The following is a 25070-nucleotide window of genomic DNA, read 5'->3' as shown; positions in this document are numbered from 1 at the left end:
CGACTACCAGCGGTAGTGCGCGAAGGCCTTGTTGGACTCGGCCATCTTGTGGGTGTCCTCGCGCTTCTTCACGGCCGCACCGAGGCCGTTGGAGGCATCGAGAAGCTCGTTGAGGAGACGCTCGGTCATGGTCTTCTCGCGACGGGCGCGGGAGTAACCGACCAGCCAGCGCAGCGCCAGGGTGTTGGCACGGCCGGGCTTGACCTCGACCGGAACCTGGTAGGTGGCGCCACCGACACGGCGGGACTTGACCTCGAGGGTCGGCTTGATGTTCTCGAGAGCGCGCTTGAGCGTGATGACCGGGTCGTTGCCGGTCTTCTCGCGCAGGCCCTCCATGGCGCCGTAGACGATGCGCTCGGCGGTGGAGCGCTTGCCGTTCAGCAGCACCTTGTTGATCAGGGAGGTCACCAGAGGAGAACCGTAGACCGGGTCGATGATGACCGGGCGCTTCGGGGCGGGGCCCTTACGAGGCATTCTTACTTCTCCTTCTTGGCGCCGTAACGGCTGCGAGCCTGCTTGCGGTTCTTGACACCCTGGGTGTCGAGGGAACCGCGGATGATCTTGTAGCGAACACCCGGCAGGTCCTTCACACGGCCGCCGCGCACGAGCACGATGGAGTGCTCCTGCAGGTTGTGTCCCTCACCCGGAATGTAAGCGGTGACCTCGATGCCGCTGGTCAGACGCACACGCGCGACCTTGCGGAGGGCCGAGTTCGGCTTCTTCGGGGTGGTCGTGAACACACGCGTGCAGACGCCACGACGCTGAGGGGAACCCTCGAGTGCGGGCGTCTTGTTCTTCTCGACCTTGTCCTGCCGGCCCTTGCGGACCAGCTGCTGGATCGTAGGCACTACTTCTCCGGTTTCTGTGTGCCGATGGGTACAGCTAACCTGGAACTTCGCCGACCCACGCGGTCGGGTGTGTCGAATCCGGCGGACTCCCGCCGCAAGGCGAAAAGAGCACAGATTACGGTGGCCGCTCACAGCTCCCGTGCGGTCTGAAGGCACGCACGAGAGCCAGGGCACACCCCAGGCACAAGGTCTGAGCGTACCTACCTCATTCGCTGTGGTCAAAACAAATGGGCCTTGCCTCTATCACGTCGGCCACGCTGTCAAGCCCCTGCGCGGCGCAACGCCCCGCTGCATGCCGGGTACCGCCAGTCAAAACAGTTGAAACACAGCGGAATCCAGCCACCGACCGCGCCTCCCGGCCGGCGCGTTCCGGCCGCCTGTGATGTGCGTCCCTGATGGTGCCCCCGCCGCCCGTACACGGCCGCCTGCCGCGCCGTGAAGGCCTTGTCCCGTCCCTGGGGCGCCGAGGTGGTACTTGCGCGCCGCGGGCCTGAACGACGGCCGGGACGCGCGAAGGCGGCCGGGAGGCGCCAGGGCGGTCGGGACGCGCCAGGGCGGTCGGCAACGCCGATGGGCAACCGGGAACGCCGAAGGGCGGCCACCCCGAGGGGTGACCGCCCTTCATGCTGCTCGCTTACTGGTTGTACGGACCGTAGTCGTAGTCCTCCAGCGGGACGGCCTGGCCGGAGCCGGTGCCGAACGGCGAGTAGTCGATGTCGTCGTAGCCGACGGCCGAGTACATCGCGGCCTTGGCCTCCTCGGTCGGCTCGACCCGGATGTTGCGGTAGCGGGACAGACCCGTACCGGCCGGGATGAGCTTACCGATGATGACGTTCTCCTTGAGGCCGATGAGGCTGTCGGACTTGGCGTTGATCGCCGCGTCCGTCAGGACTCGGGTCGTCTCCTGGAAGGAGGCGGCCGACAGCCAGGACTCCGTCGCCAGCGAGGCCTTGGTGATACCCATCAGCTGCGGACGACCGGAGGCCGGGTGACCGCCCTCCTGGACCACACGACGGTTCTCGTGCTCGAAGCGGGAGCGCTCGACCAGCTCGCCGGGCAGCAGCTCGGCGTCGCCGGACTCGATGATCGTCACGCGGCGCAGCATCTGCCGGATGATGATCTCGATGTGCTTGTCGTGGATCGACACACCCTGCGAGTTGTAGACCTTCTGGACCTCGCCGACCAGGTGGACCTGGACGGCACGCTGGCCCAGGATGCGCAGCACGTCGTGCGGGTTGGTGGCACCCACGGTGAGCTGCTGGCCCACCTCGACGTGCTCGCCCTCGCTGACCAGGACCTTGGCACGCTTGGAGATCGGGTACGCCGTCTCGTCGCTGCCGTCGTCCGGGGTGACGACGAGCTTCTTGGTCTTCTCGGTCTCCTCGATGCGGACGCGGCCGCTCGCCTCGGAGATCGGGGCGACACCCTTCGGGGTACGGGCCTCGAAGAGCTCGACGACACGCGGCAGACCCTGGGTGATGTCGTCACCGGCCACACCACCGGTGTGGAAGGTACGCATCGTCAGCTGGGTACCGGGCTCACCGATGGACTGGGCGGCGATGATGCCGACCGCCTCACCGATGTCGACCAGCTTGCCGGTGGCGAGCGAACGGCCGTAGCACATCGCGCAGGTGCCGACGGCGGACTCACAGGTCAGGACCGAGCGGGTCTTGACCTCCTCGACGCCGTGCTTGACCAGCTCGTCGATGAGCACGTCACCGAGGTCGGTACCGGCCGGGGCCAGCACCTTGCCGTCGACGACGATGTCCTCGGCGAGGCAGCGCGCGTACACGGACGTCTCGACGTTGCCCGCCTTGCGCAGCACGCCGTCCGCACCGCGCTCCGCGATGTGGAGCTTGAGGCCACGGTCGGTGCCGCAGTCCTCCTCGCGGATGATGACGTCCTGGGAGACGTCGACCAGACGACGGGTGAGGTATCCCGAGTCGGCGGTACGAAGGGCGGTGTCCGCCAGACCCTTACGGGCACCGTGCGTGGAGATGAAGTACTCCAGCACGGACAGACCCTCACGGAACGACGCCTTGATCGGACGCGGGATCGTCTCGTTCTTGGCGTTCGACACCAGACCACGCATACCGGCAATCTGACGCATCTGCATCATGTTGCCTCGTGCACCCGAGTTCACCATCATGAAGATCGGGTTGGTCTTCGGGAAGTTCTCGTTCATCGCCTCGGCGACCTCGTTGGTCGCCTTGGTCCAGATCGCGATGAGCTCCTGCGTGCGCTCGTCCTTGGTGATCAGACCGCGCTCGTACTGCTTCTGGACCTTCTCGTCCTGCGCCTCGTAGCCCTTGACGATCTCCTTCTTCGCCTCGGGAACGACGACGTCGGAGATGGCGACGGTGACGCCGGAACGGGTGGCCCAGTAGAAGCCGGACGCCTTCAGGTTGTCGAGCGTCGCCGCCACGATGACCTTCGGGTAGCGCTCGGCGAGGTCGTTGACGATCTCGGAGAGCTGCTTCTTGCCGACCTCGTAGTCGACGAACGGGTAGTCCTCGGGCAGCAGCTCGTTGAAGAGCGCACGGCCCAGCGTGGTGTTCAGCCGGAAGCTGTCACCCTGCTGCCACTCCGGCTCGCCCTCCTCGCGCGCCGGCGGGGTCCAGCCGCGCGGCGGGATGGTGCCCACCGGGAAGCGGATGTCCACGCGCGACTGCAGCGACAGCTCGCCGGCGTCGAACGCCATGATCGCCTCGGCCACGGACGCGAACGAGCGGCCCTCGCCCTTGACGTCACGCATCTCGCCGTCGGTGGTGAGGAAGAACAGACCGAGGACCATGTCCTGGGTCGGCATCGTCACCGGACGGCCGTCGGCCGGCTTGAGGATGTTGTTCGAGGACAGCATCAGGATGCGGGCCTCGGCCTGCGCCTCCGCGGACAGCGGCAGGTGCACGGCCATCTGGTCACCGTCGAAGTCCGCGTTGAACGCGGTGCAGACGAGCGGGTGGATCTGGATGGCCTTGCCCTCGACCAGCTGCGGCTCGAAGGCCTGGATGCCGAGGCGGTGCAGGGTGGGAGCACGGTTCAGCAGAACCGGGTGCTCGGCGATGACCTCTTCGAGGACGTCGTACACGACCGTACGGCCGCGCTCCACCATGCGCTTGGCGCTCTTGATGTTCTGCGCGTGGTTCAGGTCGACCAGGCGCTTCATCACGAACGGCTTGAACAGCTCCAGCGCCATCGCCTTCGGCAGACCGCACTGGTGCAGCTTCAGCTGCGGGCCGACGACGATCACGGAACGCGCCGAGTAGTCGACACGCTTGCCGAGCAGGTTCTGACGGAAGCGGCCCTGCTTACCCTTCAGCATGTCGCTGAGGGACTTCAGCGGGCGGTTTCCGGGACCGGTCACCGGCCGGCCGCGACGGCCGTTGTCGAAGAGGGCGTCAACAGCCTCCTGAAGCATGCGCTTCTCGTTGTTGACGATGATCTCCGGGGCACCGAGGTCCAGGAGCCTCTTCAGACGGTTGTTGCGGTTGATGACACGGCGGTACAGGTCGTTCAGGTCGGAGGTCGCGAAGCGGCCACCGTCGAGCTGCACCATCGGACGCAGGTCCGGCGGGATGACCGGGACGCAGTCCAGGACCATGCCCTTGGGGCTGTTGGACGTCTGCAGGAACGCGGAGACGACCTTCAGCCGCTTGAGGGCACGGGTCTTCTTCTGGCCCTTGCCGGTACGGATGATCTCGCGGAGCTTCTCGGCCTCCTCCTCGAGGTCGAAGGACTCCAGGCGCTTCTGCAGCGCCGCGGCACCCATCGAGCCGTCGAAGTACGTGCCGAAGCGGTCCCGCAGCTCGCGGTAGAGCAGCTCGTCGCCCTCCAGGTCCTGGACCTTGAGGTTCTTGAACCGGTTCCACACCTCGTCGAGGCGGTCGATCTCGCGCTGCGCACGGTCGCGCAGCTGCTTCATCTCGCGCTCGGCACCCTCGCGCACCTTGCGGCGCACATCGGCCTTGGCGCCCTCGGCCTCCAGCTCGGCCAGGTCGGACTCGAGCTTCTTGGCGCGGGCCTCCAGGTCGGCGTCCCGGCGGTTCTCGATCTGCTGGCGCTCGACCGAGACATGCGCCTCCAGGGAGGGCAGGTCACGGGTACGGCGCTCCTCGTCGACGTACGTGATCATGTACGCGGCGAAGTAGATGACCTTCTCGAGGTCCTTCGGAGCCAGGTCGAGCAGGTAGCCCAGTCGGCTCGGGACACCCTTGAAGTACCAGATGTGCGTGACGGGCGCGGCGAGCTCGATGTGGCCCATCCGCTCACGGCGCACCTTGGCGCGGGTGACCTCGACGCCACAGCGCTCACAGATGATGCCCTTGAAGCGGACGCGCTTGTACTTGCCGCAGTAGCACTCCCAGTCCCGGGTGGGGCCGAAGATCTTCTCGCAGAAGAGGCCGTCCTTCTCGGGCTTGAGGGTGCGGTAGTTGATGGTCTCGGGCTTCTTGACCTCGCCGTGGCTCCACTGACGGATGTCGTCAGCGGTGGCCAGGCCGATCCGGAGCTCGTCGAAGAAGTTGACGTCGAGCACTATGCGTCAATCCCTCTCAGGGTCGTAAGTCTGTGGTCTGAAACGGGGGCCTGGGGGTCGGCGGGGCCCCGTGGGTGGGGGCCCCGCCGGACTCCCGTCAGACCTCTTCGACGCTGCTCGGCTCGCGCCGGGACAGGTCGATGCCGAGCTCCTCCGCAGCGCGGAAGACGTCCTCGTCGGTGTCACGCATCTCGATGGACATACCGTCGCTGGACAGCACCTCCACGTTCAGGCAGAGCGACTGCATCTCCTTGATGAGGACCTTGAAGGACTCGGGGATGCCGGGCTCGGGGATGTTCTCGCCCTTGACGATGGCCTCGTAGACCTTCACGCGGCCGGTGACGTCGTCGGACTTGATGGTCAGCAGCTCCTGGAGGGCGTACGCGGCGCCGTAGGCCTCGAGTGCCCACACCTCCATCTCGCCGAACCGCTGGCCACCGAACTGCGCCTTACCACCCAGCGGCTGCTGGGTGATCATCGAGTACGGACCGGTCGAGCGGGCGTGCAGCTTGTCGTCGACCAGGTGGTGCAGCTTCAGGATGTACATGTAGCCGACCGAGATCGGGTCCGGGAACGGCTCACCGCTACGGCCGTCGAACAGCCGCGCCTTGCCGGACGGGAGCACCATGCGCTCGCCGTCGCGGTTCGGGATGGTGTGCTGCAGCAGACCCGCAAGCTCGTCCTCGCGGGCACCGTCGAAGACCGGGGTCGCGACGTTGGTGCGCGGGGCGACCTGGTCGGCGCCGATGGCCTGCAGGCGCTGGGCCCACTCGTCCGCGAGGCCGGAGACGTCCCAGCCGCGGCTGGCGAGCCAGCCGAGGTGGATCTCCAGGACCTGTCCCGGGTTCATTCGGGACGGCACACCCAGCGGGTTGAGGATGATGTCGACCGGGGTGCCGTCCTCCAGGAACGGCATGTCCTCGATCGGCAGGATCTTGGAGATGACACCCTTGTTGCCGTGCCGGCCGGCGAGCTTGTCACCGTCGGTGATCTTGCGCTTCTGCGCGACGTAGACGCGGACCAGCTGGTTCACGCCCGGCGGCAGCTCGTCGCCCTCCTCGCGGTCGAAGACGCGCACGCCGATGACCTTGCCGGTCTCGCCGTGCGGCACCTTCAGCGAGGTGTCACGGACCTCACGGGCCTTCTCACCGAAGATCGCGCGCAGCAGGCGCTCCTCGGGGGTCAGCTCGGTCTCACCCTTCGGGGTGACCTTGCCGACGAGGATGTCACCGGCGATGACCTCGGCACCGATGCGGATGATGCCGCGCTCGTCGAGGTCGGCGAGGACCTCCTCGGAGACGTTCGGGATGTCCCGGGTGATCTCCTCGGGGCCGAGCTTGGTGTCACGGGCGTCGACCTCGTGCTCCTCGATGTGGATCGAGGAGAGGACGTCGTCCTGCACGAGGCGCTGCGACAGGATGATCGCGTCCTCGTAGTTGTGACCCTCCCACGGCATGAACGCCACGAGCAGGTTCTTGCCGAGGGCCATCTCGCCGTTCTGGGTGGCCGGGCCGTCGGCCAGGACCTGGCCGGTGACGACGCGGTCGCCCTCGTTGACGATGACCTTCTGGTTGACCGAGGTGCCCTGGTTGGACCGGGAGAACTTGGCCAGGCGGTACGTGATGTACGTGCCGTCGTCGTTGGCGGTGGTGATGTAGTCCGCGGAGACCTCCTGGACCACACCGTCCTTCTCGGCCTTGACCACGTCGCCGGCGTCGACCGCGGAGCGGTACTCCATGCCGGTGCCGACGAGCGGCGCCTCGGACTTGATCAGCGGCACGGCCTGACGCATCATGTTCGCGCCCATGAGGGCACGGTTGGCGTCGTCGTGCTCCAGGAAGGGGATCATGGCGGTCGCGACCGACACCATCTGGCGCGGCGAGACGTCCATGTAGTCCACGTCCTCGGGGCCGACGTAGTCGACCTCGCCGCCACGGCGGCGGACCAGCACGCGGGCCTCGGCGAACCGCATCTCCTCGTTCAGCGGCGCGTTGGCCTGCGCGATGACGAAGCGGTCCTCCTCGTCGGCCGTCAGGTAGTCGACCTCGTCGCTGACCTGGCCGTCGACGACCTTGCGGTACGGCGTCTCGATGAAACCGAACGCGTTGACCCGGCCGTAGGAGGCGAGCGAGCCGATCAGACCGATGTTCGGGCCTTCCGGCGTCTCGATCGGGCACATGCGGCCGTAGTGCGAGGGGTGCACGTCACGGACCTCGAAGCCGGCCCGCTCACGGGAGAGACCACCCGGGCCGAGGGCGTTCAGACGACGCTTGTGCGTCAGCCCCGACAGCGGGTTGTTCTGGTCCATGAACTGGGACAGCTGCGAGGTGCCGAAGAACTCCTTGATCGACGCCACGACCGGGCGGATGTTGATCAGGGTCTGCGGCGTGATCGCCTCGACGTCCTGCGTGGTCATGCGCTCGCGCACGACACGCTCCATACGGGCGAGACCCGTACGGACCTGGTTCTGGATCAGCTCGCCGACGCTGCGGATACGGCGGTTGCCGAAGTGGTCGATGTCGTCGGTCTCGACCATGATCGAGCGACCCGACGCGCCGACCGTCTCGGTCTCGCCGGCGTGCAGCTTCACCAGGTACTTGATGGTCGCGATGACGTCCTCGGTGGTGAGCACACCGGCGTCCAGCGGCTCGTCCGCACCGAGCTTCTTGTTGACCTTGTAGCGGCCGACCTTGGCGAGGTCGTAACGCTTCGGGTTGAAGTACAGGTTCTCCAGCAGCGTCTGCGCGGCCTCACGCGTGGGGGGCTCGCCCGGACGCAGCTTGCGGTAGATGTCGAGCAGCGCGTCGTCCTGGCCCTGGGTGTGGTCCTTCTCCAGGGTGGCGCGCATGGACTCGTACTCGCCGAACTCCTCAAGGATCTGCTCGGTCGTCCAGCCGAGCGCCTTCAGCAGTACGGTGACCGACTGCTTGCGCTTGCGGTCGATGCGGACACCGACCATGTCGCGCTTGTCGATCTCCATCTCCAGCCAGGCACCCCGGGACGGGATGATCTTGGCGGAGAAGATGTCCTTGTCGGACGTCTTGTCGATGGTGGAGTCGAAGTAGACACCGGGGGAACGGACCAGCTGAGACACCACGACACGCTCAGTGCCGTTGATGACGAAGGTGCCCTTGTTCGTCATGAGCGGGAAGTCGCCCATGAAGACGGTCTGGGACTTGATCTCACCGGTCTCGTTGTTGGTGAACTCGGCAGTGACGAAGAGCGGGGCGGCGTACGTGAAGTCGCGCTCCTTGCACTCGTCGATGGAGTTCTTCGGCGGCTCGAAGCGGTGGTCCCGGAACGTCAGGGACATCGACCCGGAGAAGTCCTCGATCGGGGAGATCTCCTCGAAGATCTCCTCCAGACCGGACTTGGTGGGGACGTCCTGACCGTTCTCCAGAGCCTCCTCGACCCGACTCTGCCAGGCGGTGTTGCCGAGCAGCCAGTCGAAGCTCTCGGTCTGCAGCGCGAGCAGGTTCGGAACCTCAAGAGGCTCCTTGATCTTTGCAAAGGAGATGCGCAGCGGGGCGGTGCTGGCGCCGTTGTTCATATTCGCGGTCGAGGCATTGCGCGAGGCGGCCAAGAGGGGGTCCTTCCGAGGGCTCGGACTCACTACGCGCGTACCGGCCCCTCACTCGTACGCAGAGACAGAAACCCCAGGTCAAGGGAGCTTTTGTCGTCAGTGCTCGAGTGAGGGCAGACCCCTGGTGACGGGCAGGGGACAGCTAACAGGCAGCGCAAAGGGTCAGTGTAGCCACTCGGCACACTGATGTCCAGTGCGGGTTTTTCGAGACCCTCGCTGTGCTCACCGCTCTTGTCAACGCCCTCGGCATGCCCGCCCTCAACGCACGTTGATACTGCCCTCTTCGCCGTCGATCCATGCCTCGGATTCGGATCCTCGTGACGACGCGTCCTGAGAATTGCGCGCTGCGTGCGGTTCGTCAAGGGGCCCCCGCCGGAACACCGCCGTCCGGGGACACGGCGAAGATCACCTTACCCCTCACGAACACAGGTGCAAGGCGGCCCACACCGGACCCCGGAGAACGCCGAAGGGCGACCACCCAGATGGATGATCGCCCTTCGGTGCGTTCGCGTTACAGCCCTACGGGACCGCTTTCAGCGCGCAGTCGGGTCCTGGGGACCCGGAAGGTGTTACTTGACCTCGACGGAGGCGCCGGCGCCCTTGAGGGCCTCGGCGGCCTTGTCGGCGGCTTCCTTGTTGACCTTCTCGAGGACCGGCTTCGGGGTGCCGTCGACGAGGTCCTTGGCCTCCTTCAGACCCAGGGAGGTCAGCTCACGCACGACCTTGATGACCTGGATCTTCTTGTCGCCGGCGCCGGTGAGGATGACGTCGAACTCGTCCTTCTCCTCCTCGGCCTCGGCCGGGGCGGCCGGGCCGGCCGGGCCGGCAACGGCGACCGCGGCGGCGGCGGTGACGTCGAACTTCTCCTCGAAGGCCTTCACGAACTCGGAGAGCTCGATGAGGGTCATCTCCTCGAACTGCGCGAGCAGGTCTTCCTGGCTGAGCTTCGCCATGTTGGCGGTCCTTCCACTCAAATCGGCAGGTGCCGGATGTACTGGATGAGGCGGGCGTACGTCGGCCCGCTGAGACCCTTGCCGCGTCATGCGGCCAGGATCAGAAAGCGAGCCGAATTACTCGGCACCGCCCTGCTCGGCCTGCTTGGCGCGCAGCGCGTCCACGGTGCGGACGAGCTTCGACGGCAGCGCCTGGAAGAGCTGAGCAGCCTGGGACTGCTTGCCCTTGAAGGCACCGGCCAGCTTGCTGAGCAGAACCTCGCGGGACTCGAGGTCCGCAAGCTTCTTGATCTCGTCGGCGGAGAGGGCCTTGCCCTCGAGGACACCGCCCTTGATGACGAGATTGGGGTTGTCCTTGGCGAAGTCACGCAGACCCTTCGCCGACTCCACCGGGTCACCGGTGACGAAGGCGACGGCCGTCGGGCCAGCGAAGAGCTGGTCCTCCAGCGTGATCCCGGCCTCCTTGGCCGCAATCTTGGTCAGCGTGTTCTTCACCACGGCGTACTGGGCGTTCTCACCGAGCGACCGGCGCAGCGTCTTGAGCTGCGCCACGGTGAGACCGCGGTACTCGGTCAGCACGGCGGCGTTGGAGCTGCGGAACTTGTCCGTCAGCTCCGCAACCGCGGCAGCCTTGTCGGGCCTCGCCATAGAGCCTCGGCCTCCTTCCGGGTGATTCGGACCGCGCGGACCCGAAGGAGGACTGGGGAAAACGAAACGCCCCGGCGCAGGCGCACGGGGCAGACTCGACCGGTCGCACACACGCTCGGCGCGCGCACTCCGGGAGTTCTTCCACTGTCACCTGCGCGGGTCGCCCACTTTTCAGCGGATCCTTCGGCCACCGCGCCCTCGTACGAGCGCGCGGCAACGACCAGCGGTCTTTGGCTTCCGGGGAAGCGTACGGGACGGCCCCCCACCCAGGCAAATCGGGTCAGGACGTAGTACTCGTGCCGCTGCCCGTCGCGGTGCCGTTGGGCAGGCGGCTGGACTTCATGAGCTTGGCGAAGTCCAGTGTGTCGGAGGCCGGCGGGGCCTCGGTGGTGACCGGGACGCCGTAGTCGCTGTAATAGGCGGTGTTGACCATCTCGCCCTTGGCCATGGCGCCCTTCTCGATCTTCTTCACCGGCAGGTTCTGGTCGTTGAGCCAGATGTCGATGGTCTCGCTGGCGACGCCCGCCTGGTCGAGCTGCCTCTTCAGAGCGGCCAGCTGGTCCGCGCTGAGGTTGCTGCTCCTGCCCGCGAAGTCGGCGACGTTCACCGTGCCCGAGTAGTGCGTCGTACGGACGCCGGAGACGGTCTCCTGGCCGACCTTCTTCACGTCATGGGAGGCCAGCAGCAGCTTCACCGTCTGGGCCGGCGTGGCGGTGCGGATCTGGTCCTTCAGGTACGCCCCGGAGGCACCGCCGACCTGGGCGAGGAGGTCGTACGAGTACTTGATCCAGTGCTTGCCGCCCAGGCGCTCGGCGGACGTGCCGCCCAGGCTCGCGTAGTAGGCGTCCGGCAGGTAGCGGGCCTGCACCGATGGCGCCGCACCGGCCTTGTGCATGGCCTCGGCGATCTTGCCGCCGGTGTAGGTGATGGTGAGGCTGCCGGTGAGGCCGTTGCCCCAGCGCATGGTGCCGTTTCCCGACATCGACATCACGTCGCCGACGACCATGGTGGAGCGCACCTTCGCCGATTCCGCCTTGTCGGTGGACTGCTCGGCGGTGCGCAGCACGGCGGCGATGGGGCTGATGTGGATCGTCTCGCCGCCGGCGGCCTTGTCACCCTTGCCGGAGCTCGCGGAGGAGCCGCAGGCTGCCACGGAGGTCAGCGCGGCGACCACCGCTGCGGAAAGGGCCGTACGGCGAACGGTCGTGCTCTTCATCTGGTCCCACCCCTGTTGCGAGTCGTTGTGCCCTGTACGTAGCCCGGGCCACTGACAGTCATTCGAAAGGCCGTGCAAAGAAAGGCCCTACGAAGAAAGGACGGGCCCCGCACCTGGAAGGTTGCGGGGCCCGCCCTCACTCACGCGTACCTGACGCGGCTACCGGGGTGAGCGGACGGCTCAGACGGCGGCCGGGTCCTCCTCGACGAGGAGGTTGCGGGTGCGGTTCGGGTCGACCGGGATGCCGGGGCCCATCGTGGTGGTGATGGCGGCCTTCTTGATGTAGCGACCCTTGGCGGCGGACGGCTTCAGACGGAGGATCTCCTCCAGCGCGGCGCCGTAGTTCTCCACCAGCTTGTCGTCCCCGAAGGACGCCTTGCCGATGATGAAGTGCAGGTTCGAGTGCTTGTCGACGCGGAACTCGATCTTGCCGCCCTTGATGTCGGTGACGGCCTTGGCGACGTCGGGGGTGACGGTGCCGGTCTTCGGGTTCGGCATCAGACCACGCGGGCCGAGGACGCGGCCGAGGCGGCCGACCTTGCCCATGAGGTCCGGGGTGGCGACGACGGCGTCGAAGTCCAGGCGGCCCTTCGAGACCTCGTCGATCAGCTCGTCGGCACCGACGATGTCGGCGCCCGCGGCACGCGCGGCCTCGGCACGGTCGCCGGTCGCGAAGACCAGGACCCGGGCGGTCTTACCGGTGCCGTGCGGAAGGTTCACGGTGCCACGGACCATCTGGTCGGCCTTGCGCGGGTCGACACCCAGACGGAAGGCGACCTCGACGGTGGCGTCGAACTTGGTCGTGGAGGTCTCCTTGGCGAGACGGACGGCCTCGAGCGGGGCGTACAGCTTCTCCCGGTCGACCTTGGCGTCCGCAGCGCGGAGAGCCTTGCTGCGCTTGCTCACAACTTGCTCCTGTGTGTTCTGAAGGAGTCGTGGTCCCTGGGCCGAGCAGGCCCTGCCACGTGCGACCGGCTACGGTCGCATGACTGCTTGGGGGTTTGGGGTCAGCCCTCGACCGTGACGCCCATGGAACGCGCGGTACCGGCGATGATCTTCGCGGCGGCGTCCAGGTCGTTCGCGTTCAGGTCGGGCATCTTGGTCTGGGCGATCTCGCGGACCTGCGCCTGGGTGATCTTGGCGACCTTGGTCTTGTGCGGCTCGCCGGAGCCCTTCTCGATGCCCGCGGCCTTGAGGATCATCTTCGCGGCCGGCGGCGTCTTGGTGACGAAGGTGAAGGAGCGGTCCTCGTAGACCGTGATCTCCACCGGGATGACCCAACCGCGCTGCGACTCGGTCGCGGCGTTGTAGGCCTTGCAGAACTCCATGATGTTGACACCGTGCTGACCCAGCGCGGGGCCGACCGGCGGAGCCGGGTTGGCGGCACCGGCCTGAATCTGGAGCTTGATGAGCCCCGTGACCTTCTTCTTCTTGGGAGGCATAGCTCTCCGGGTCCTTTCATTCGGGTCCATGCCCGCGCAAGATCGCGATCCTGACGCAGGCATACCGCACAACGATAACGGGTATAGATGCGCGGCCAAAAACCGCGCAGGTCAGACCGGCTGAGACAGCCTGCCTGACCTGCGCGGAAGAGCGACGTCCAGAAATGGACTAGTTCTTCTGGATCTGGTCGAAGGACAGCTCGACCGGGGTCTCGCGGCCGAAGATCTCCACCAGGCCCTTGACCTTCTTCGAGTCGGGGTTGATCTCGTTGATGGTCGCCTGCAGCGTGGCGAACGGGCCGTCGGTGACGGTGACCGAGTCGCCGACCTCGAAGTCCAGCACCTGGACCTCGACCTTGCGCTGCGGGGCGGGCTTGCCCTCGGCCTCGGCGGCCTCGCGGGCGGCCTTCTCCTCGGCTTCCGGGGCGAGCATCTTGACGATCTCGTCCAGGGTCAGCGGGTACGGGTCGTAGGCGTTGCCGACGAAGCCGGTGACGCCCGGGGTGTTGCGGACGACACCCCAGGACTCGTTGGTCAGGTCCATGCGGACCAGGACGTAACCCGGCAGCTTGTTCTGCTTGATCGTCTTGCGGTCGCCGTTCTTGATCTGGACGACCTCTTCCTGCGGCACCTCGGCCTGGAAGATGTAGTCCTCGACGTTCAGCGAGACGGCGCGCTGCTCCAGGTTGGTCTTCACGCGGTTCTCGTAACCGGCGTAGGTGTGGATGACGTACCACTCGCCGGGCAGAGAGCGCAGTTCCTCGCGCAGGGCCTCGACGGGGTCGACGGGCGCGGCCGGCTCCTCCTCGGCGGCCTCGGCGGCAGCCTCCTCGGCCTCTTCCTCGTCTTCCTCGTCCTCGACGTTCAGGGCAGCCTCTTCGGCCGGCTCCCCCGCCTCGGCCTCGGCAGCCTCGAACTCGTCCTGCTCGTCCGCGCCCTCGACGATGTCGCGCTCGTCGTCCACCATCTCGGCAGCGGTCCCGCGAGGCTCGATGGCGTCGTCGTTCAGGTTCGGGTCAGACACGATGGCTGCTTCTTCCTGGATACATAGGGGTGGAACATGCGAAAACGGGCGCCGGTACCACGGCGCCCTTCGCTCTTGGCTCAGCCGAAGACGTACTTGGCCGCGTGGTTGAGCCCATAGTCAATCACGGTCACCAGCGCGATCATGATGGCGACGAAGAAGATCACCACGGTGGTGTACGACGTCAGCTGGTTGCGCGTCGGCCAGACGACCTTGCGGAGCTCCGCGATGATCTGGCGGTAGAAGGTGGCGAGGCGCTTCAGCGGGCCCTTCTTGGCGCGCTTGCCGCCCTTGCGGGCCTTCTTCTTCGATTCGAGCGCCTCGTCCTGGGCGTCAGGCGTGTCGATGGAGCCCACGGCGTCCGTCATTGTCCTCACCTGGTCCCGGGTCGTGGCCGTGCCGCGCCCGGTTTCTGAGCCGCACGGCGGTGCATTGCTGTACGTACATGCGCACACATCCTGGCGGTGTGTGTAGCAGGGCCGGAGGGACTTGAACCCCCAACCGCCGGTTTTGGAGACCGGTGCTCTACCAATTGAGCTACGACCCTTTGTGTGTCCCCCAACGTACCGCATCCGACCGGGTGCGCGGTGTGCACCGGTTTCGGCGGCGGCTTCTGAAGGCCAACGAGGTGAGAGTGTACGTGGTCAACAGCCCGGCGTCGAACAGAAAGCGCCCGTCCAGGGCCACCTGACCAAAGATCGTCCTGGCCGGAGGCCGGATTCGGACCCGTGTTCACGTCCCGCCCCGTTGCTGTTCAGTCTGTGAAACCCATGTGCCGGGGGGATTTCCGGTCTGGAACGATGGGCTCCATGAGCGCTGCAACCCCTCCCACCGAGCGCCGGGTCTCCGCCCGAGTCGGCGCGATCTCCGAGTCCGCCACCCTCGCCGTGGACGCCAAGGCCAAGGCCCTGAAGGCCGCCGGGCGTCCGGTGATCGGCTTCGGCGCCGGTGAACCCGACTTCCCGACCCCGGACTACATCGTCGAGGCCGCCGTAGAGGCGTGCAAGAACCCGAAGTACCACCGCTACACGCCGGCCGGCGGCCTGCCCGAGCTGAAGGCCGCGATCGCCGCGAAGACGCTGCGCGACTCCGGCTGGGAGCCGGACGTCTCGCAGATCCTCGTCACCAACGGCGGCAAGCAGGCCATCTACGAGGCGTTCGCCGCGATCCTCGACCCGGGCGACGAGGTCATCGTCCCGGCGCCGTACTGGACGACGTACCCGGAGTCGATCCGCCTGGCCGGCGGAGTCCCGGTGGAGGTCGTGGCCGACGAGACGACCGGCTACCGCGTCTCGGTCGAACAGCTGGAGGCGGCGCGCACGGAGAAGACGAAGGTCGTGCTCTTCGTCTCCCCGTCCAACCCGACCGGCGCGGTGTACTCCGAGGCCGAGACCGAGGCGATCGGCCGCTGGGCCCTGGAGCACGGCCTGTGGGTGCTCACCGACGAGATCTACGAGCACCTGGTCTACGGCGACGCCGCCGCGGTGTCCCTGCCGGCGCTGCTGCCCGAGCTGCGCGACAAGTGCGTCGTCGTCAACGGTGTGGCCAAGACGTACGCCATGACCGGCTGGCGCGTGGGCTGGGTCATCGGCCCGAAGGACGTCGTCAAGGCCGCGACCAACCTGCAGTCGCACGCCACCTCGAACGTCTCCAACGTGGCCCAGGTGGCCGCCCTGGCCGCCGTCTCCGGTGACCTTCAGGCCGTGGCGAAGATGCGCGAGGCCTTCGACCGGCGCCGCAAGACGATCGTGCGGATGCTCAACGAGATCGACGGCGTGGTCTGCCCCGAGCCCGAGGGCGCGTTCTACGCCTACCCGTCGGTCAAGGCCCTGCTCGGCAAGGAGATCCGCGGCAAGCGCCCGCAGGACACGGTCGAGCTGGCCGCGCTGATCCTGGAGGAGGCCGAGGTCGCGGTCGTCCCGGGTGAGGCCTTCGGCACGCCGGGCTATCTGCGGCTGTCGTACGCGCTGGGCGACGAGGACCTCGTCGAGGGCGTGAGCCGCATCCAGAAGCTGCTGGCGGAGGCCAAGGCCTGAGCAGTCCATCTTCGGACAACCGAGAGGTCCATTTTTGGACAGGGGCACCCGGGAACGTTCCCGGGTGCCCCTGTTCGTTTGTGCGAGCAAGACCACGTACGGGGAAACGGCTACCGGTACGGCAGGGACGTACGGCAGGATCTGGGAATGGAGCGTGTACGTGATCTCTCTGAGCTGCCGAAAGCCCATCTGCACCTGCACTTCACCGGCTCGATGCGGCCGGGGACCGTCCTGGAACTGGCCGACAAGCACGGCGTACGTCTGCCCGAGGCCCTGACGGAGGCGCTGACCAGCGGCGAACCGCCGAAGCTGCGGGCCACCGACGAGCGGGGCTGGTTCCGTTTCCAGCGGCTGTACGACGCGGCGCGCTCCTGCCTGCGCCGGCCGGAGGACATCCAGCGCCTGGTCCGGGAGGCCGCCGAGGAGGACCTGAACGACGGCTCGGGCTGGCTGGAGATCCAGGTGGACCCCACGTCGTACGCACCCCGGCTGGGCGGGCTGATCCCCGCGCTGGAGATCATCCTGGACGCGGTGGAGACCACGTCCCGGGAGACCGGGCTCGGCATGCGCGTGCTCGTCGCCGCCAACCGCATGAAGCACCCTTTGGACGCCCGTACGCTGGCCCGCCTCGCGGTGCGGTACGCCGACCGCGGCGTGGTCGGTTTCGGGCTCTCCAACGACGAGCGGCGGGGCATGGCGCGGGACTTCGACCGGGCCTTCCACATCGCGCGCGAGGGCGGTCTGCTGTCAGCCCCGCACGGCGGCGAGCTGACCGGCCCGGCCTCGGTGCGCGACTGCCTCGACGACCTGCACGCCTCGCGGATCGGGCACGGGGTGCGCGCGGCGGAGGACCCGCGGCTGCTGAAGCGGCTCGCCGACCGGGGCGTGACCTGCGAGGTGTGCCCGGCCTCGAACGTGGCGCTCGGCGTGTACGAGAAGCCCGAGGACGTGCCACTGCGGACCTTCTTCGACGCCGGCGTACCCATGGCGCTCGGCGCCGACGACCCGCTGCTGTTCGGCTCCCGGCTGGCCGCCCAGTACGAGATCGCCCGGCACGCGCACGGCTTCTCGGACGCCGAACTCGCCGAGCTGGCCCGCCAGTCGGTACGGGGTTCGGCCGCCCCGGAGAACGTCAGGGCGCGCCTGCTGGCCGGCGTGGACGACTGGCTGACCCGGCCGGCCGTGTAAGGCGAGCAGCGGGCTGGCCCGGGGCGGCTGGACGAGTGCCGGGATCTCCCCCATCAGCCTCGCGTGCGCGAACCAGTCGGCCGTCTCGGCGAACACGTCCCGGCTGCCGAAGAGGAAGAACGTGCACGCGTGCGTGTCGTGCCGCAACTCGTTGCGGAAGCCGGGCCGCGTGTGGCGCTCACGCCAGGCGGCGGCGTCCCGCGCGGTGCGCGCCTCGTCAGTGCGCCCGGTCAGCGGGGTGCCCGCGCGCGGCTTCCGGCGCAGTTCGGACCGCTGGCCGGCGAGCAGCGGCACACGGACGATCGTGTGCCGGGAGCAGGGGCTGCCGGGGCTGGACGACCCGGTGTTCGTGCGGGCCGGTGCGGGGGCGGAGCTCGCGCGACCTCAGCCGCACGGACGGGACCCGTGGCAGGCGTTTGTCATGCCCTCAGCGTGAGATTCACGCCGAGGCCTGCGCAGCGGAGATTCCGCCCAGCAGCGTCCGCGCGAGCCGGGTGGCGAAGTCGTCGACCGACGGCCGCTCCCCGGTGGCGGTCGCGTCGTAGGCGAACGCGCGCTGCGCGCAGGCACCCAGCAGCAGCGAGGCGGCCGCGAAGGTGTCGGCGTCGGCGCGGACCCGGCCGACGGCCTGTTCGGCGCGCAGATAGGCGTCCAGGTCCTGGATGGGCCGGTGCGGTCCGGAGCCGAGCGTGCGCAGGGCGTCGTCGTGGCGTCGCTTGAGCTGGGTCTCGGCGTACAGGGAGGCGGCGATCGGGAAACTCTGCTCGTAGAAGAGCGCGGCCTGGCGGGCGATCTCGGTGAGGTTGCCCTCCAGGGTGCCCTGTCCGGGTTCGGCGGCGAGGCTGTTGAGCAGGGGCGTGAGCCGGGGCAGCCGCTCGGCGAGCACGCGTACGAACAGGTCCTCCTTGCTGTCGAAGTACTTGTAGAGGGCCGCTTCGGAGCAGCCGGCCGCGCGGGCGATCTCCTTGGTGGTGGCGCGGGCGAGTCCGACGGTGAGCATGAGCTCGTGGGCGGCGTCGAGGATGCGGACACGCGCCGGCTTCGGCTCCATGGGCGTCCAATCGGGCTTGACGTGTGGGTGAGTGCTTACCCACTCTAGAGGGCAGGCAGGTGAGTGAATACTCACCCACCTGTCCCACTCCACCCATCCCGAGTACGGGAGCACTCATGAACCTCACCGTTTTCGGCGCCACCGGCGGCATCGGCCGCGAGATCGTGCGTCAGGCGCTCGGCGCCGGCCACCGGGTGACCGCCGTGGTCCGCGATCCCGCCCGGCTCGACGTCACCGGGGACTCGCTGGAGGTGTTCCGCGCCGACCTCACCGACCCCGAGGAGCTGCGCGCCGCGGTCAGCAGCCGGGACGCGGTCCTCTCCGGCCTGGGCGCGCGCAGCCGCAAGGACGCCGGGGTCGCCACCCGGCTGACCCGGACCGTCCTGCGCGCCATGGAGGCGGAGGGCGTACGGCGGCTGCTCGTGGTCAGCGCCGGCCCCGTCGGCCCCGCCCCCGAGGCCGACGGCGCGCTGGACCGTGCGATGCGCGGCCTGGTGTCGGCCGTCCTGAAGGACGTCTACACCGATCTGCGCGGGATGGAGGCCGAGCTGGCCCGCAGCGGCACGGACTGGACGTCCGTACGGCCGCCACGGCTGCAGAACAAGCCGCTCACCGGCCGCTACCGCACCGCCGTCGGCGGCTTCCCGCGCAAGGGCCGCTTCATCGCGCGCGCGGACGTGGCGCACGCGATGCTGGCGATGATCGACGACGCGGGGACCGTGAAGCAGGGCGTGGGGGTGGCGTACTAGGCCACTGCCGCTCGTGCCGTCAGAGGCTGACGCCGACCGTCACCGGCTCGTTGACGAGCGTGATCCCGAAGGCCTCGCGCACGCCGCCGACCACCTCGCGGGCCAGGGCCAGCAGGTCCTCGGTGGTGGCGGCGCCCCGGTTGGTGAGGGCGAGGGTGTGCTTGGTGGAGATGCGGGCCGGTCCGGTGCCGTAGCCCTTGGTGAAGCCCGCCTTGTCGATCAGCCAGGCCGCGGAGGTCTTCGTACGGCCCTCCCCCGCCGGGTAGGCGGGCGGCTCCACGCCGTCGCCCAGCCGCTCGCGCACGCGCGCGTGGAACGCGGCGAACTGCTCGTCGCTGAGGATCGGGTTGGTGAAGAAGGACCCGGCGGACCAGGTGTCGTGGTCCTCGGGGTCGAGCACCATGCCCTTCCCCGCGCGCAGCTTCAGCACGGTCTCGCGGGCCTCGGCCAGCGGCACCCGCTCGCCCGGCTCGACGCCGAGCGCGCGGGCCGCCTCGGCGTACTTCACGGGCGCCGAGAGCCCGTCCGCGTCCTCGAGCTCGAAGCGGACGCGCAGCACGACATAGCGCTCGGGGTCGGCCTTGAAGCGGCTGTGGCGGTACGAGAAGGCGCACTCCTCGTTCGTCAGCGTGACGGTCTCGCCGGCGCGCCGGTCGTAGGCGATGACCTCGGTGATGGTGGAGGAGACCTCCTGGCCGTAGGCGCCCACGTTCTGGATCGGGGTGGCGCCGGCCGATCCCGGGATCCCGGCGAGGCACTCGATCCCCGCCAGCCCGGCCTCGACCGTGCGGGCCACGGCATCCGTCCACACCTCGCCGGCCGCGAGCTCCAGCGTCGTGCCGCGCAGCTCGACACCGCGCGTGGCGATGCGCAGGGCGGTGCCGTCGAAGCCCTTGTCGCCGATGACCAGGTTCGATCCACCGCCGATGACCAGCAGCGGCGTCCCGCTGTCATCGGCCTCACGGACGGCGGCGATCACCTCGGCGTCGGTGGTGGCGGTGACCAGCCGGGCCGCGGGACCGCCCAGCCGGAAGGTGGTCAGCGGGGCGAGGGGGGCGTCGTGGAGTACCTGCACGGGCCCAAGACTACGAGACACCTCCGACAGCAACGCAGCCACGCGGGCGACGGCCGGGGAACCGTGGCGGGAGGCGGTTCCGCCCATGCAGGGCGGGGTGGGCTCCATGCCTTGCCCGCCCACCGACGCGAGCCGGCACACGGGCACGCGCGCGTGGGCTCCTCTCGAAGCCCACGCGCGCGTACCCGGCGTACCGCGGCTGCCGACCGGCGGTCTAGCTGAGCCGCCGCTCCGCCTCCTCCCAGCTCACCGGCAACTCGTCGCTGGAGGTCTGCCAGGTGGCGAACGCGGCGTCGCGCATCTGGGAGGCCAGTCCGCGGGAGGTGGGCCGGTGGACACCGGAGCGGGCGAAGGCCTTCAGCGCGTCGGCGGACTCCCAGGCGGACAACGTCCAGAAGGTCCGCCGCAGGGGCTGTGCCTTGAGGGATGCCCCGTAGGCGCCGGGTGCCTTGCCGACCTGCCGCCACACGGCCGGGGTGCGGGCGAGGAAGCGGAGCGCGCCCCACAGGGAGCGGGTCTCGAAGCGCGAGGCGAAGACGTGCACCTCGGTGCCCTGCGGCGGGGTGTTCGGCACGATCCAGGGAAGAGCGGGCATCGCGAACTCCATGGGACGAGGGTGGCGGGGTTTCAGCGGGCGGTGCTCTCCAGAGCGGTGCCCGCCGGGGCGGGAGCCTCGGCGGCAGCGGCCTCCAGGGCCGTCGCGGGCGTCCGCGCGTCCCCCGCGGCGAGGCGGGCGGCGGCGCGCCGGGCCGGGATCGCCAGGGCCGCGACCGCGGCGAGGGCGACCACCGCCGAGCCGGTGACCAGGGCGGGCCGCAGACCGTCGACGAAGCTCTGCGCAGTCTCGTAGCCGCCCTGTGCGGAGAAGATCGACGACATCACCGCGATGCCGAGCGCGCCGCCCACCTCGCGCAGCGCGTTGTTGGCGCCGGAGGCGATGCCCTGCTCCTGCGGGCGGACGCTGGACATCACCAGGTTGGCGGCCGGCGCGAAGTACAGGGCCATGCCGACCCCGCTGACGACCAGGGCGGGCAGCTGGGCGGCGTAGGAGGCGTCCGTGGTTGCCACGGCAGCCATGTAACCGAGACCTACGGCCTGCAGGAACAGGCCGGCCGCGACGACCGGGCGGCCGCCGATGCGGTCGGAGAGGATCCCGGCGATCGGCGCGACGAGCATCGGCATGCCGGTCCACGGCAGCATCCTGAGGCCCGCCTCGGTGGGCGAGTAGCCGAGCACGCCCTGCATGTACTGGCTGAGAAGGAAGATCGAGCCGAACATGCCGACGAACATCAGCAGGCTGGCCGCGTTGATGCCGGAGAAGGCGCGGGACCGGAACAGCCGCATCGGCAGCATGGGGTTGGCCGCGCGGGAGCTGTACAGGACGAACCCGGTCAGCAGCACGCCGCCCGCGAACAGCGCGGTGAGGACCACGGTGTCGGTCCAGCCGTCGGCCGGGCCGCGGACCAGGCCGTAGACGATCCCGAAGAGGCCGCCGCTGGCGAGCAGGGTGCCGGGGACGTCGAGCCGGGCCCCGGTGCCGTGGGACTCGGCGAGGCGCAGCCGGGCGAGCGGCAGCGTGATCAGGCCGAGCGGGACGTTCAGCCAGAAGATCCAGTGCCAGGAGACGTGCTCGGTGAGGCTGCCGCCGATGAGCGGTCCGGAGGCGACGGCGAGTCCGTTGACGGCGCCCCAGATGCCGTACATCATCCCGCGCTTGGCGGCGGGCACGGCCGCGGTCAGCAGGGTCAGCGTGAGCGGCATCATCACGGCCGCGCCGACGCCCTGGACCGCACGGGCGGCGATCAGGGAGCCGATGCCGGGGGCCATGGCCGCGGCGGCGGAGGCACCGGTGAAGACGGCGAGTCCGGCGATGAAGAGCCGGCGGCGCCCGAAGCGGTCACCGAGCGCCGCGCCGAACATCAGCAGGACGGCGAAGGTGAGCGTGTAGGCGCTCACGGTCCACTCGAGGTCGTCCAGCGCGCCGCCGAGGTCCTTGCGGATGGAGGGCAGTGCGGTGGTGACGACGAGGTTGTCGAGGGCCGCCATGAAGCCGGCGACGCTGGTGATGACGAGGGCCCAGGCCGCGCTTCCGCGGCCGGTGCTCGTTGCGGTCTGGTGTGACATCTCTCCCCCAGAGAGCGATCTAGTTAGTTATTGATGACTAACTTTTGCGGCCAGGAAAAGAGGTGGACGATCCCCCCGTTCCGCTACTTCTCCAGCCGCCCGGTGATCCGGGCCGACGGATACATCCCCTGCCAGACCCGGTGTTCGGGTGGAAACCCCATGGCGGTGAGGGTGTTGATGAGCATTCCGTACGCCAGGAAGGTCGTGGTCTCGCCGTCGTCCGCCCCGAGCGGCAGATGGACGGTGTCCCAGAGCTTCATCCAGGAGGCCCGTACGGCCTCGCCGAACTCGTGGTCACCCTCCGCCTCGGCCGCCGCGACCGTGATGTACGTCTGCATCTGCATCTGGAGCTTCTCGGGCTGCTCCGTGATCATCCGCACATAGGCGTTCGCCATGGCATGCAGGGCCTCCTCGCCGTCCAGCCCCTCGGCCGCCGCCTCGAAGACCCGGCAGGTGTCCTCCACGCACCGGAGCGACGCGGCGGCGAAGATCGCCTTCTTGCCCGCGAAGAGCCGGAAGAGATACGGCTGCGACACGCCGACGCGGCTCGCGATCGCCTCCGTGGAAGTGCCGTAGTAGCCCTTCTGCGCGAACTCGGCGATCGCCGCGCGAATGACGCTCTCGCGTCGCTCTTCTGCACTCATCCTGGGCATGGAAAGTAAGTTAGTGCTCAATCACTAACTTGGCAAGCTCCTCGGCCCCGGACATACGTAAGGGGCGCCCCACCATGGAGGACGCCCCTTACCGCACTGCTTCCGGTGGTGCCGTCAGGCCAGCCGTACGACCGCCCGGGACATGCCCAGCACCTTCTGGCCGTCACTGGTCGCCGTCAGGTCCACGCGCACGGTGTTGTCGTCCAGCTTGGCCGCGACCTTGCCGCTGACCTCGATCAGCCCGCCCTGGTCGTCGTTCGGCACGACGACGGGCTTGGTGAAGCGGACGCCGTACTCCACGACCGCGCCCGGGTCCCCGGTCCAGTCGGTGACCACGCGGATCGCCTCGGCCATGGTGAACATGCCGTGCGCGATGACGTCCGGCAGGCCGACCTCCTTGGCGAACTTCTCGTTCCAGTGGATCGGGTTGAAGTCCCCGGAGGCACCCGCGTAGCGCACGAGCGTGGCGCGGGTCACGGGGAAGGTCTGCGCCGGCAGTTCGGTGCCGACCTCGACGTCGTCGTACGCGATCTTCGCCGTCATCAGGTCCTCACGCCTCCCCGGCCGCGCGGGCCACGAGCTTGGTCCAGGCGGTCACGACGTGCTCGCCGGCCTCGTCGTGCACCTCACCGCGGATGTCCAGGATGTCGTTGCCCGCGAGGGACTTGATGCCCTCGATGGTGGAGGTGACCGTGAGCCGGTCGCCGGCGCGCACCGGGCGGCTGTAGGCGAACTTCTGGTCGCCGTGCACCACGCGGCTGTAGTCGAGACCGAGCTGCGGGTCCTCGACGATCTGCCCGGCGGCCGGGAAGGTGATGGCGAACACGAACGTCGGCGGGGCGATCACATCGGAATACCCGAGCTGCTTCGCGGCCTCCGGGTCCGTGTAGACCGGATTGGTCTCACCCACCGCCTCGGCGAACTCGCGGATCTTCTCCCGGCCCACCTCATAGGGCGCGGTGGGCGGGTAGGTCCGTCCAACGAAGGACTGGTCGAGCGCCATGGCCCGGCACCTCCTGATGTCTGCTGTGATGGCCCCAAATTAGCCGGAATCCCGCCGGACAATGCGCAGGGGGACGGGTCAGGACCGGCCGCTGAAGCGCGAGTGAAGCCGAAGCGCCGGGGAAGCCGAGGCGCCGGTGAGGCGGTGAAACGCCGCGAGGCCGCCCCCTCGGAAGGGAACGGCCTCGCGAACGAGCCTGTTTATCGCGTCTCGCGGTGCGCGGTGTGCGCGTTGCAGCGAGGGCAGTGCTTCTTCATCTCAAGACGATCCGGGTTGTTACGCCGGTTCTTCTTGGTGATGTAGTTCCGCTCCTTGCACTCCACGCAGGCCAGCGTGATCTTCGGGCGGACGTCGGTGGCAGCCACGTGAGTGCTCCTAAGACGAACGGGTGGACTAATTCAACGCAAGAAAGAGTAGCCGATCGAAGGACCGACCCCGCAATCGGCTACTGTGAGTAGCGGTGACCGGACTTGAACCGGTGACACAGCGATTATGAGCCGCTTGCTCTACCGACTGAGCTACACCGCTGCGATGCGATCGGACCCCGCCTTTCGGCGGGAACCTCTCGCACCAGAGCCCCAAAACGGAATCGAACCGTTGACCTTCTCCTTACCATGGAGACGCTCTGCCGACTGAGCTATTGGGGCGAGCGATGAAGACATTACACGGTCCGCCGCCGTTCACCCAAATCCGTATCCGGCGGCCCCGGACCACCCAACCCCAGGGCCCGCAGTGGCCCCACGAGCCCTCGCACGGAGCTGAAGCCGACGTCCACGCGCGCGTGGACGTCGGCGGGAAGGACGGGGCCACGTGGGTGCGCGGCACGTGCACCGGCAAGGACGGACCACGCCGGTACGACTATTGCGCTCCTGCGCGCCCGGCGCGGCTCGCCACCCTAGGCTCGACTCGCTCGGCGTGATCTTGGGGTCCGGGCCCCGGTGTC

At 68.5% G+C, this 25070-nt stretch carries 22 protein-coding genes and 3 tRNA genes; 3 read left to right on the top strand and 22 right to left on the bottom strand.

The annotated features are described in order from the left end of the window. Nucleotides 1-3: 3 nt before the first annotated feature. The 12 genes from rpsG to ACZ5NH_RS24045 all read right to left on the bottom strand — a co-directional run bounded on the left by rpsG (nt 4) and on the right by ACZ5NH_RS24045 (nt 14795). The gene (gene rpsG, locus ACZ5NH_RS24100; protein ID WP_003998848.1) at nt 4-474 is read right to left on the bottom strand and encodes a 30S ribosomal protein S7; all 471 of its coding nucleotides are present in this window, start codon (nt 472-474) and stop codon (nt 4-6) included. Nucleotides 475-476: 2 nt separating this feature from the next. Further along, nucleotides 477-848: a 30S ribosomal protein S12 gene (rpsL, locus tag ACZ5NH_RS24095; protein ID WP_003948652.1), complete on the bottom strand. Its 372-nt coding sequence runs from the start codon at nt 846-848 to the stop codon at nt 477-479. 634 nt (nt 849-1482) lie between these two features. Then, nucleotides 1483-5382 (bottom strand): DNA-directed RNA polymerase subunit beta', encoded by a 3900-nt coding sequence (locus tag ACZ5NH_RS24090; RefSeq protein WP_468777967.1) that lies wholly within the window; start codon nt 5380-5382, stop codon nt 1483-1485. A 97-nt stretch (nt 5383-5479) separates the two neighbouring features. Further along, on the bottom strand, nt 5480-8965 hold the full coding sequence (rpoB, locus tag ACZ5NH_RS24085) for a DNA-directed RNA polymerase subunit beta (protein WP_388619580.1): 3486 nt from the start codon (nt 8963-8965) through the stop codon (nt 5480-5482). Nucleotides 8966-9534: 569 nt separating this feature from the next. Beyond that, nucleotides 9535-9918, bottom strand: coding sequence for a 50S ribosomal protein L7/L12 (gene rplL, locus ACZ5NH_RS24080; protein ID WP_388619578.1), 384 nt, complete (start codon nt 9916-9918; stop codon nt 9535-9537). Nucleotides 9919-10035: 117 nt separating this feature from the next. Continuing rightward, nucleotides 10036-10566 (bottom strand): 50S ribosomal protein L10, encoded by a 531-nt coding sequence (gene rplJ, locus ACZ5NH_RS24075; protein ID WP_069779227.1) that lies wholly within the window; start codon nt 10564-10566, stop codon nt 10036-10038. 280 nt (nt 10567-10846) lie between these two features. Then, on the bottom strand, nt 10847-11782 hold the full coding sequence (locus ACZ5NH_RS24070) for an SCO4651 family lipoprotein (RefSeq protein ID WP_468777964.1): 936 nt from the start codon (nt 11780-11782) through the stop codon (nt 10847-10849). A gap of 180 nt (nt 11783-11962) precedes the next feature. Further along, nucleotides 11963-12688, bottom strand: a complete 726-nt coding sequence (gene rplA / locus ACZ5NH_RS24065) for a 50S ribosomal protein L1 (protein WP_388619572.1) — start codon at nt 12686-12688, stop codon at nt 11963-11965. 101 nt (nt 12689-12789) lie between these two features. Continuing rightward, on the bottom strand, nt 12790-13224 hold the full coding sequence (gene rplK / locus ACZ5NH_RS24060; protein ID WP_030601313.1) for a 50S ribosomal protein L11: 435 nt from the start codon (nt 13222-13224) through the stop codon (nt 12790-12792). Nucleotides 13225-13393: 169 nt separating this feature from the next. Next, a complete protein-coding gene (gene nusG, locus ACZ5NH_RS24055; protein WP_351802216.1) occupies nt 13394-14248 on the bottom strand; it encodes a transcription termination/antitermination protein NusG in 855 nt (284 codons plus the stop codon). An 80-nt stretch (nt 14249-14328) separates the two neighbouring features. Then, nucleotides 14329-14616 carry a preprotein translocase subunit SecE gene (gene secE / locus ACZ5NH_RS24050; protein WP_023547417.1) on the bottom strand — a complete coding sequence of 96 codons (288 nt, stop codon included), beginning with the start codon at nt 14614-14616 and terminating at the stop codon, nt 14329-14331. Between the two features lie 106 nt (nt 14617-14722). Next, nucleotides 14723-14795 (bottom strand) — tRNA-Trp (locus ACZ5NH_RS24045). A 262-nt stretch (nt 14796-15057) separates the two neighbouring features. Here ACZ5NH_RS24045 and ACZ5NH_RS24040 point away from each other — a divergent pair. Together ACZ5NH_RS24040 and ACZ5NH_RS24035 are read left to right on the top strand one after the other, a co-directional pair. Next, complete coding sequence (locus ACZ5NH_RS24040; protein ID WP_388619568.1) at nt 15058-16284, top strand: pyridoxal phosphate-dependent aminotransferase; 1227 nt, start codon at nt 15058-15060, stop codon at nt 16282-16284. Between the two features lie 147 nt (nt 16285-16431). Further along, a complete protein-coding gene (locus ACZ5NH_RS24035) occupies nt 16432-17472 on the top strand; it encodes an adenosine deaminase (protein WP_468777960.1) in 1041 nt (346 codons plus the stop codon). Nucleotides 17473-17911: 439 nt separating this feature from the next. Here the strand turns inward: ACZ5NH_RS24035 and ACZ5NH_RS24030 are convergent, their stop codons facing one another. After that, on the bottom strand, nt 17912-18523 hold the full coding sequence (locus tag ACZ5NH_RS24030; RefSeq protein WP_451552453.1) for a TetR/AcrR family transcriptional regulator: 612 nt from the start codon (nt 18521-18523) through the stop codon (nt 17912-17914). Between the two features lie 116 nt (nt 18524-18639). On the opposite strand from ACZ5NH_RS24030, the gene ACZ5NH_RS24025 reads away from it, so the two are divergent. Beyond that, entirely contained in the window at nt 18640-19272 is a 633-nt protein-coding gene (locus ACZ5NH_RS24025) for an NAD(P)-dependent oxidoreductase (RefSeq protein ID WP_468777957.1), read from the top strand. Nucleotides 19273-19291: 19 nt separating this feature from the next. Here the strand turns inward: ACZ5NH_RS24025 and ACZ5NH_RS24020 are convergent, their stop codons facing one another. The 9 genes from ACZ5NH_RS24020 to ACZ5NH_RS23980 all read right to left on the bottom strand — a co-directional run bounded on the left by ACZ5NH_RS24020 (nt 19292) and on the right by ACZ5NH_RS23980 (nt 24774). Beyond that, entirely contained in the window at nt 19292-20455 is a 1164-nt protein-coding gene (locus ACZ5NH_RS24020; RefSeq protein ID WP_468778179.1) for a UDP-N-acetylmuramate dehydrogenase, read from the bottom strand. Nucleotides 20456-20561: 106 nt separating this feature from the next. Further along, a complete protein-coding gene (locus ACZ5NH_RS24015; protein ID WP_388621017.1) occupies nt 20562-20942 on the bottom strand; it encodes a DUF3291 domain-containing protein in 381 nt (126 codons plus the stop codon). A 32-nt stretch (nt 20943-20974) separates the two neighbouring features. Further along, nucleotides 20975-22471, bottom strand: a complete 1497-nt coding sequence (locus ACZ5NH_RS24010) for a DHA2 family efflux MFS transporter permease subunit (RefSeq protein ID WP_468777955.1) — start codon at nt 22469-22471, stop codon at nt 20975-20977. A gap of 83 nt (nt 22472-22554) precedes the next feature. Next, nucleotides 22555-23124 (bottom strand): TetR/AcrR family transcriptional regulator, encoded by a 570-nt coding sequence (locus ACZ5NH_RS24005; protein ID WP_388619553.1) that lies wholly within the window; start codon nt 23122-23124, stop codon nt 22555-22557. 114 nt (nt 23125-23238) lie between these two features. Further along, nucleotides 23239-23667 (bottom strand): MaoC family dehydratase, encoded by a 429-nt coding sequence (locus tag ACZ5NH_RS24000; protein WP_468777952.1) that lies wholly within the window; start codon nt 23665-23667, stop codon nt 23239-23241. A 7-nt stretch (nt 23668-23674) separates the two neighbouring features. Then, the gene (locus ACZ5NH_RS23995) at nt 23675-24127 is read right to left on the bottom strand and encodes an FAS1-like dehydratase domain-containing protein (protein ID WP_451002824.1); all 453 of its coding nucleotides are present in this window, start codon (nt 24125-24127) and stop codon (nt 23675-23677) included. A 200-nt stretch (nt 24128-24327) separates the two neighbouring features. Continuing rightward, nucleotides 24328-24492, bottom strand: a complete 165-nt coding sequence (rpmG, locus tag ACZ5NH_RS23990) for a 50S ribosomal protein L33 (RefSeq protein ID WP_003948671.1) — start codon at nt 24490-24492, stop codon at nt 24328-24330. A gap of 90 nt (nt 24493-24582) precedes the next feature. Then, nucleotides 24583-24655 (bottom strand) — tRNA-Met (locus ACZ5NH_RS23985). A gap of 46 nt (nt 24656-24701) precedes the next feature. Continuing rightward, a tRNA-Thr gene (locus ACZ5NH_RS23980) sits at nt 24702-24774 on the bottom strand. Between the last annotated feature and the right edge of the window lie 296 nt (nt 24775-25070).

This window comes from Streptomyces sp. NPDC031426 (assembly GCF_055581585.1).
Note: the sequence above shows the minus strand (reverse complement) of the source record. Positions and strands in the feature narration are given on the sequence as shown.

Coding starts and splice junctions, on each gene's coding strand:
- rpsG (WP_003998848.1), bottom strand. CDS start 474: ATGCCTCGTAAGGGCCCCGCCCCGAAGCGCCCGGTCATCATCGACCCG.
- rplL (WP_388619578.1), bottom strand. CDS start 9,918: ATGGCGAAGCTCAGCCAGGAAGACCTGCTCGCGCAGTTCGAGGAGATG.
- rplJ (WP_069779227.1), bottom strand. CDS start 10,566: ATGGCGAGGCCCGACAAGGCTGCCGCGGTTGCGGAGCTGACGGACAAG.
- ACZ5NH_RS24070 (WP_468777964.1), bottom strand. CDS start 11,782: ATGAAGAGCACGACCGTTCGCCGTACGGCCCTTTCCGCAGCGGTGGTC.
- rplK (WP_030601313.1), bottom strand. CDS start 13,224: ATGCCTCCCAAGAAGAAGAAGGTCACGGGGCTCATCAAGCTCCAGATT.
- secE (WP_023547417.1), bottom strand. CDS start 14,616: ATGACGGACGCCGTGGGCTCCATCGACACGCCTGACGCCCAGGACGAG.
- ACZ5NH_RS24040 (WP_388619568.1), top strand. CDS start 15,058: ATGAGCGCTGCAACCCCTCCCACCGAGCGCCGGGTCTCCGCCCGAGTC.
- ACZ5NH_RS24035 (WP_468777960.1), top strand. CDS start 16,432: ATGGAGCGTGTACGTGATCTCTCTGAGCTGCCGAAAGCCCATCTGCAC.
- ACZ5NH_RS24030 (WP_451552453.1), bottom strand. CDS start 18,523: ATGGAGCCGAAGCCGGCGCGTGTCCGCATCCTCGACGCCGCCCACGAG.
- ACZ5NH_RS24025 (WP_468777957.1), top strand. CDS start 18,640: ATGAACCTCACCGTTTTCGGCGCCACCGGCGGCATCGGCCGCGAGATC.
- ACZ5NH_RS24020 (WP_468778179.1), bottom strand. CDS start 20,455: ATGGAGCCCACCCCGCCCTGCATGGGCGGAACCGCCTCCCGCCACGGT.
- ACZ5NH_RS24015 (WP_388621017.1), bottom strand. CDS start 20,942: ATGCCCGCTCTTCCCTGGATCGTGCCGAACACCCCGCCGCAGGGCACC.
- ACZ5NH_RS24010 (WP_468777955.1), bottom strand. CDS start 22,471: ATGTCACACCAGACCGCAACGAGCACCGGCCGCGGAAGCGCGGCCTGG.
- ACZ5NH_RS24005 (WP_388619553.1), bottom strand. CDS start 23,124: ATGCCCAGGATGAGTGCAGAAGAGCGACGCGAGAGCGTCATTCGCGCG.
- ACZ5NH_RS24000 (WP_468777952.1), bottom strand. CDS start 23,667: ATGACGGCGAAGATCGCGTACGACGACGTCGAGGTCGGCACCGAACTG.
- ACZ5NH_RS23995 (WP_451002824.1), bottom strand. CDS start 24,127: ATGGCGCTCGACCAGTCCTTCGTTGGACGGACCTACCCGCCCACCGCG.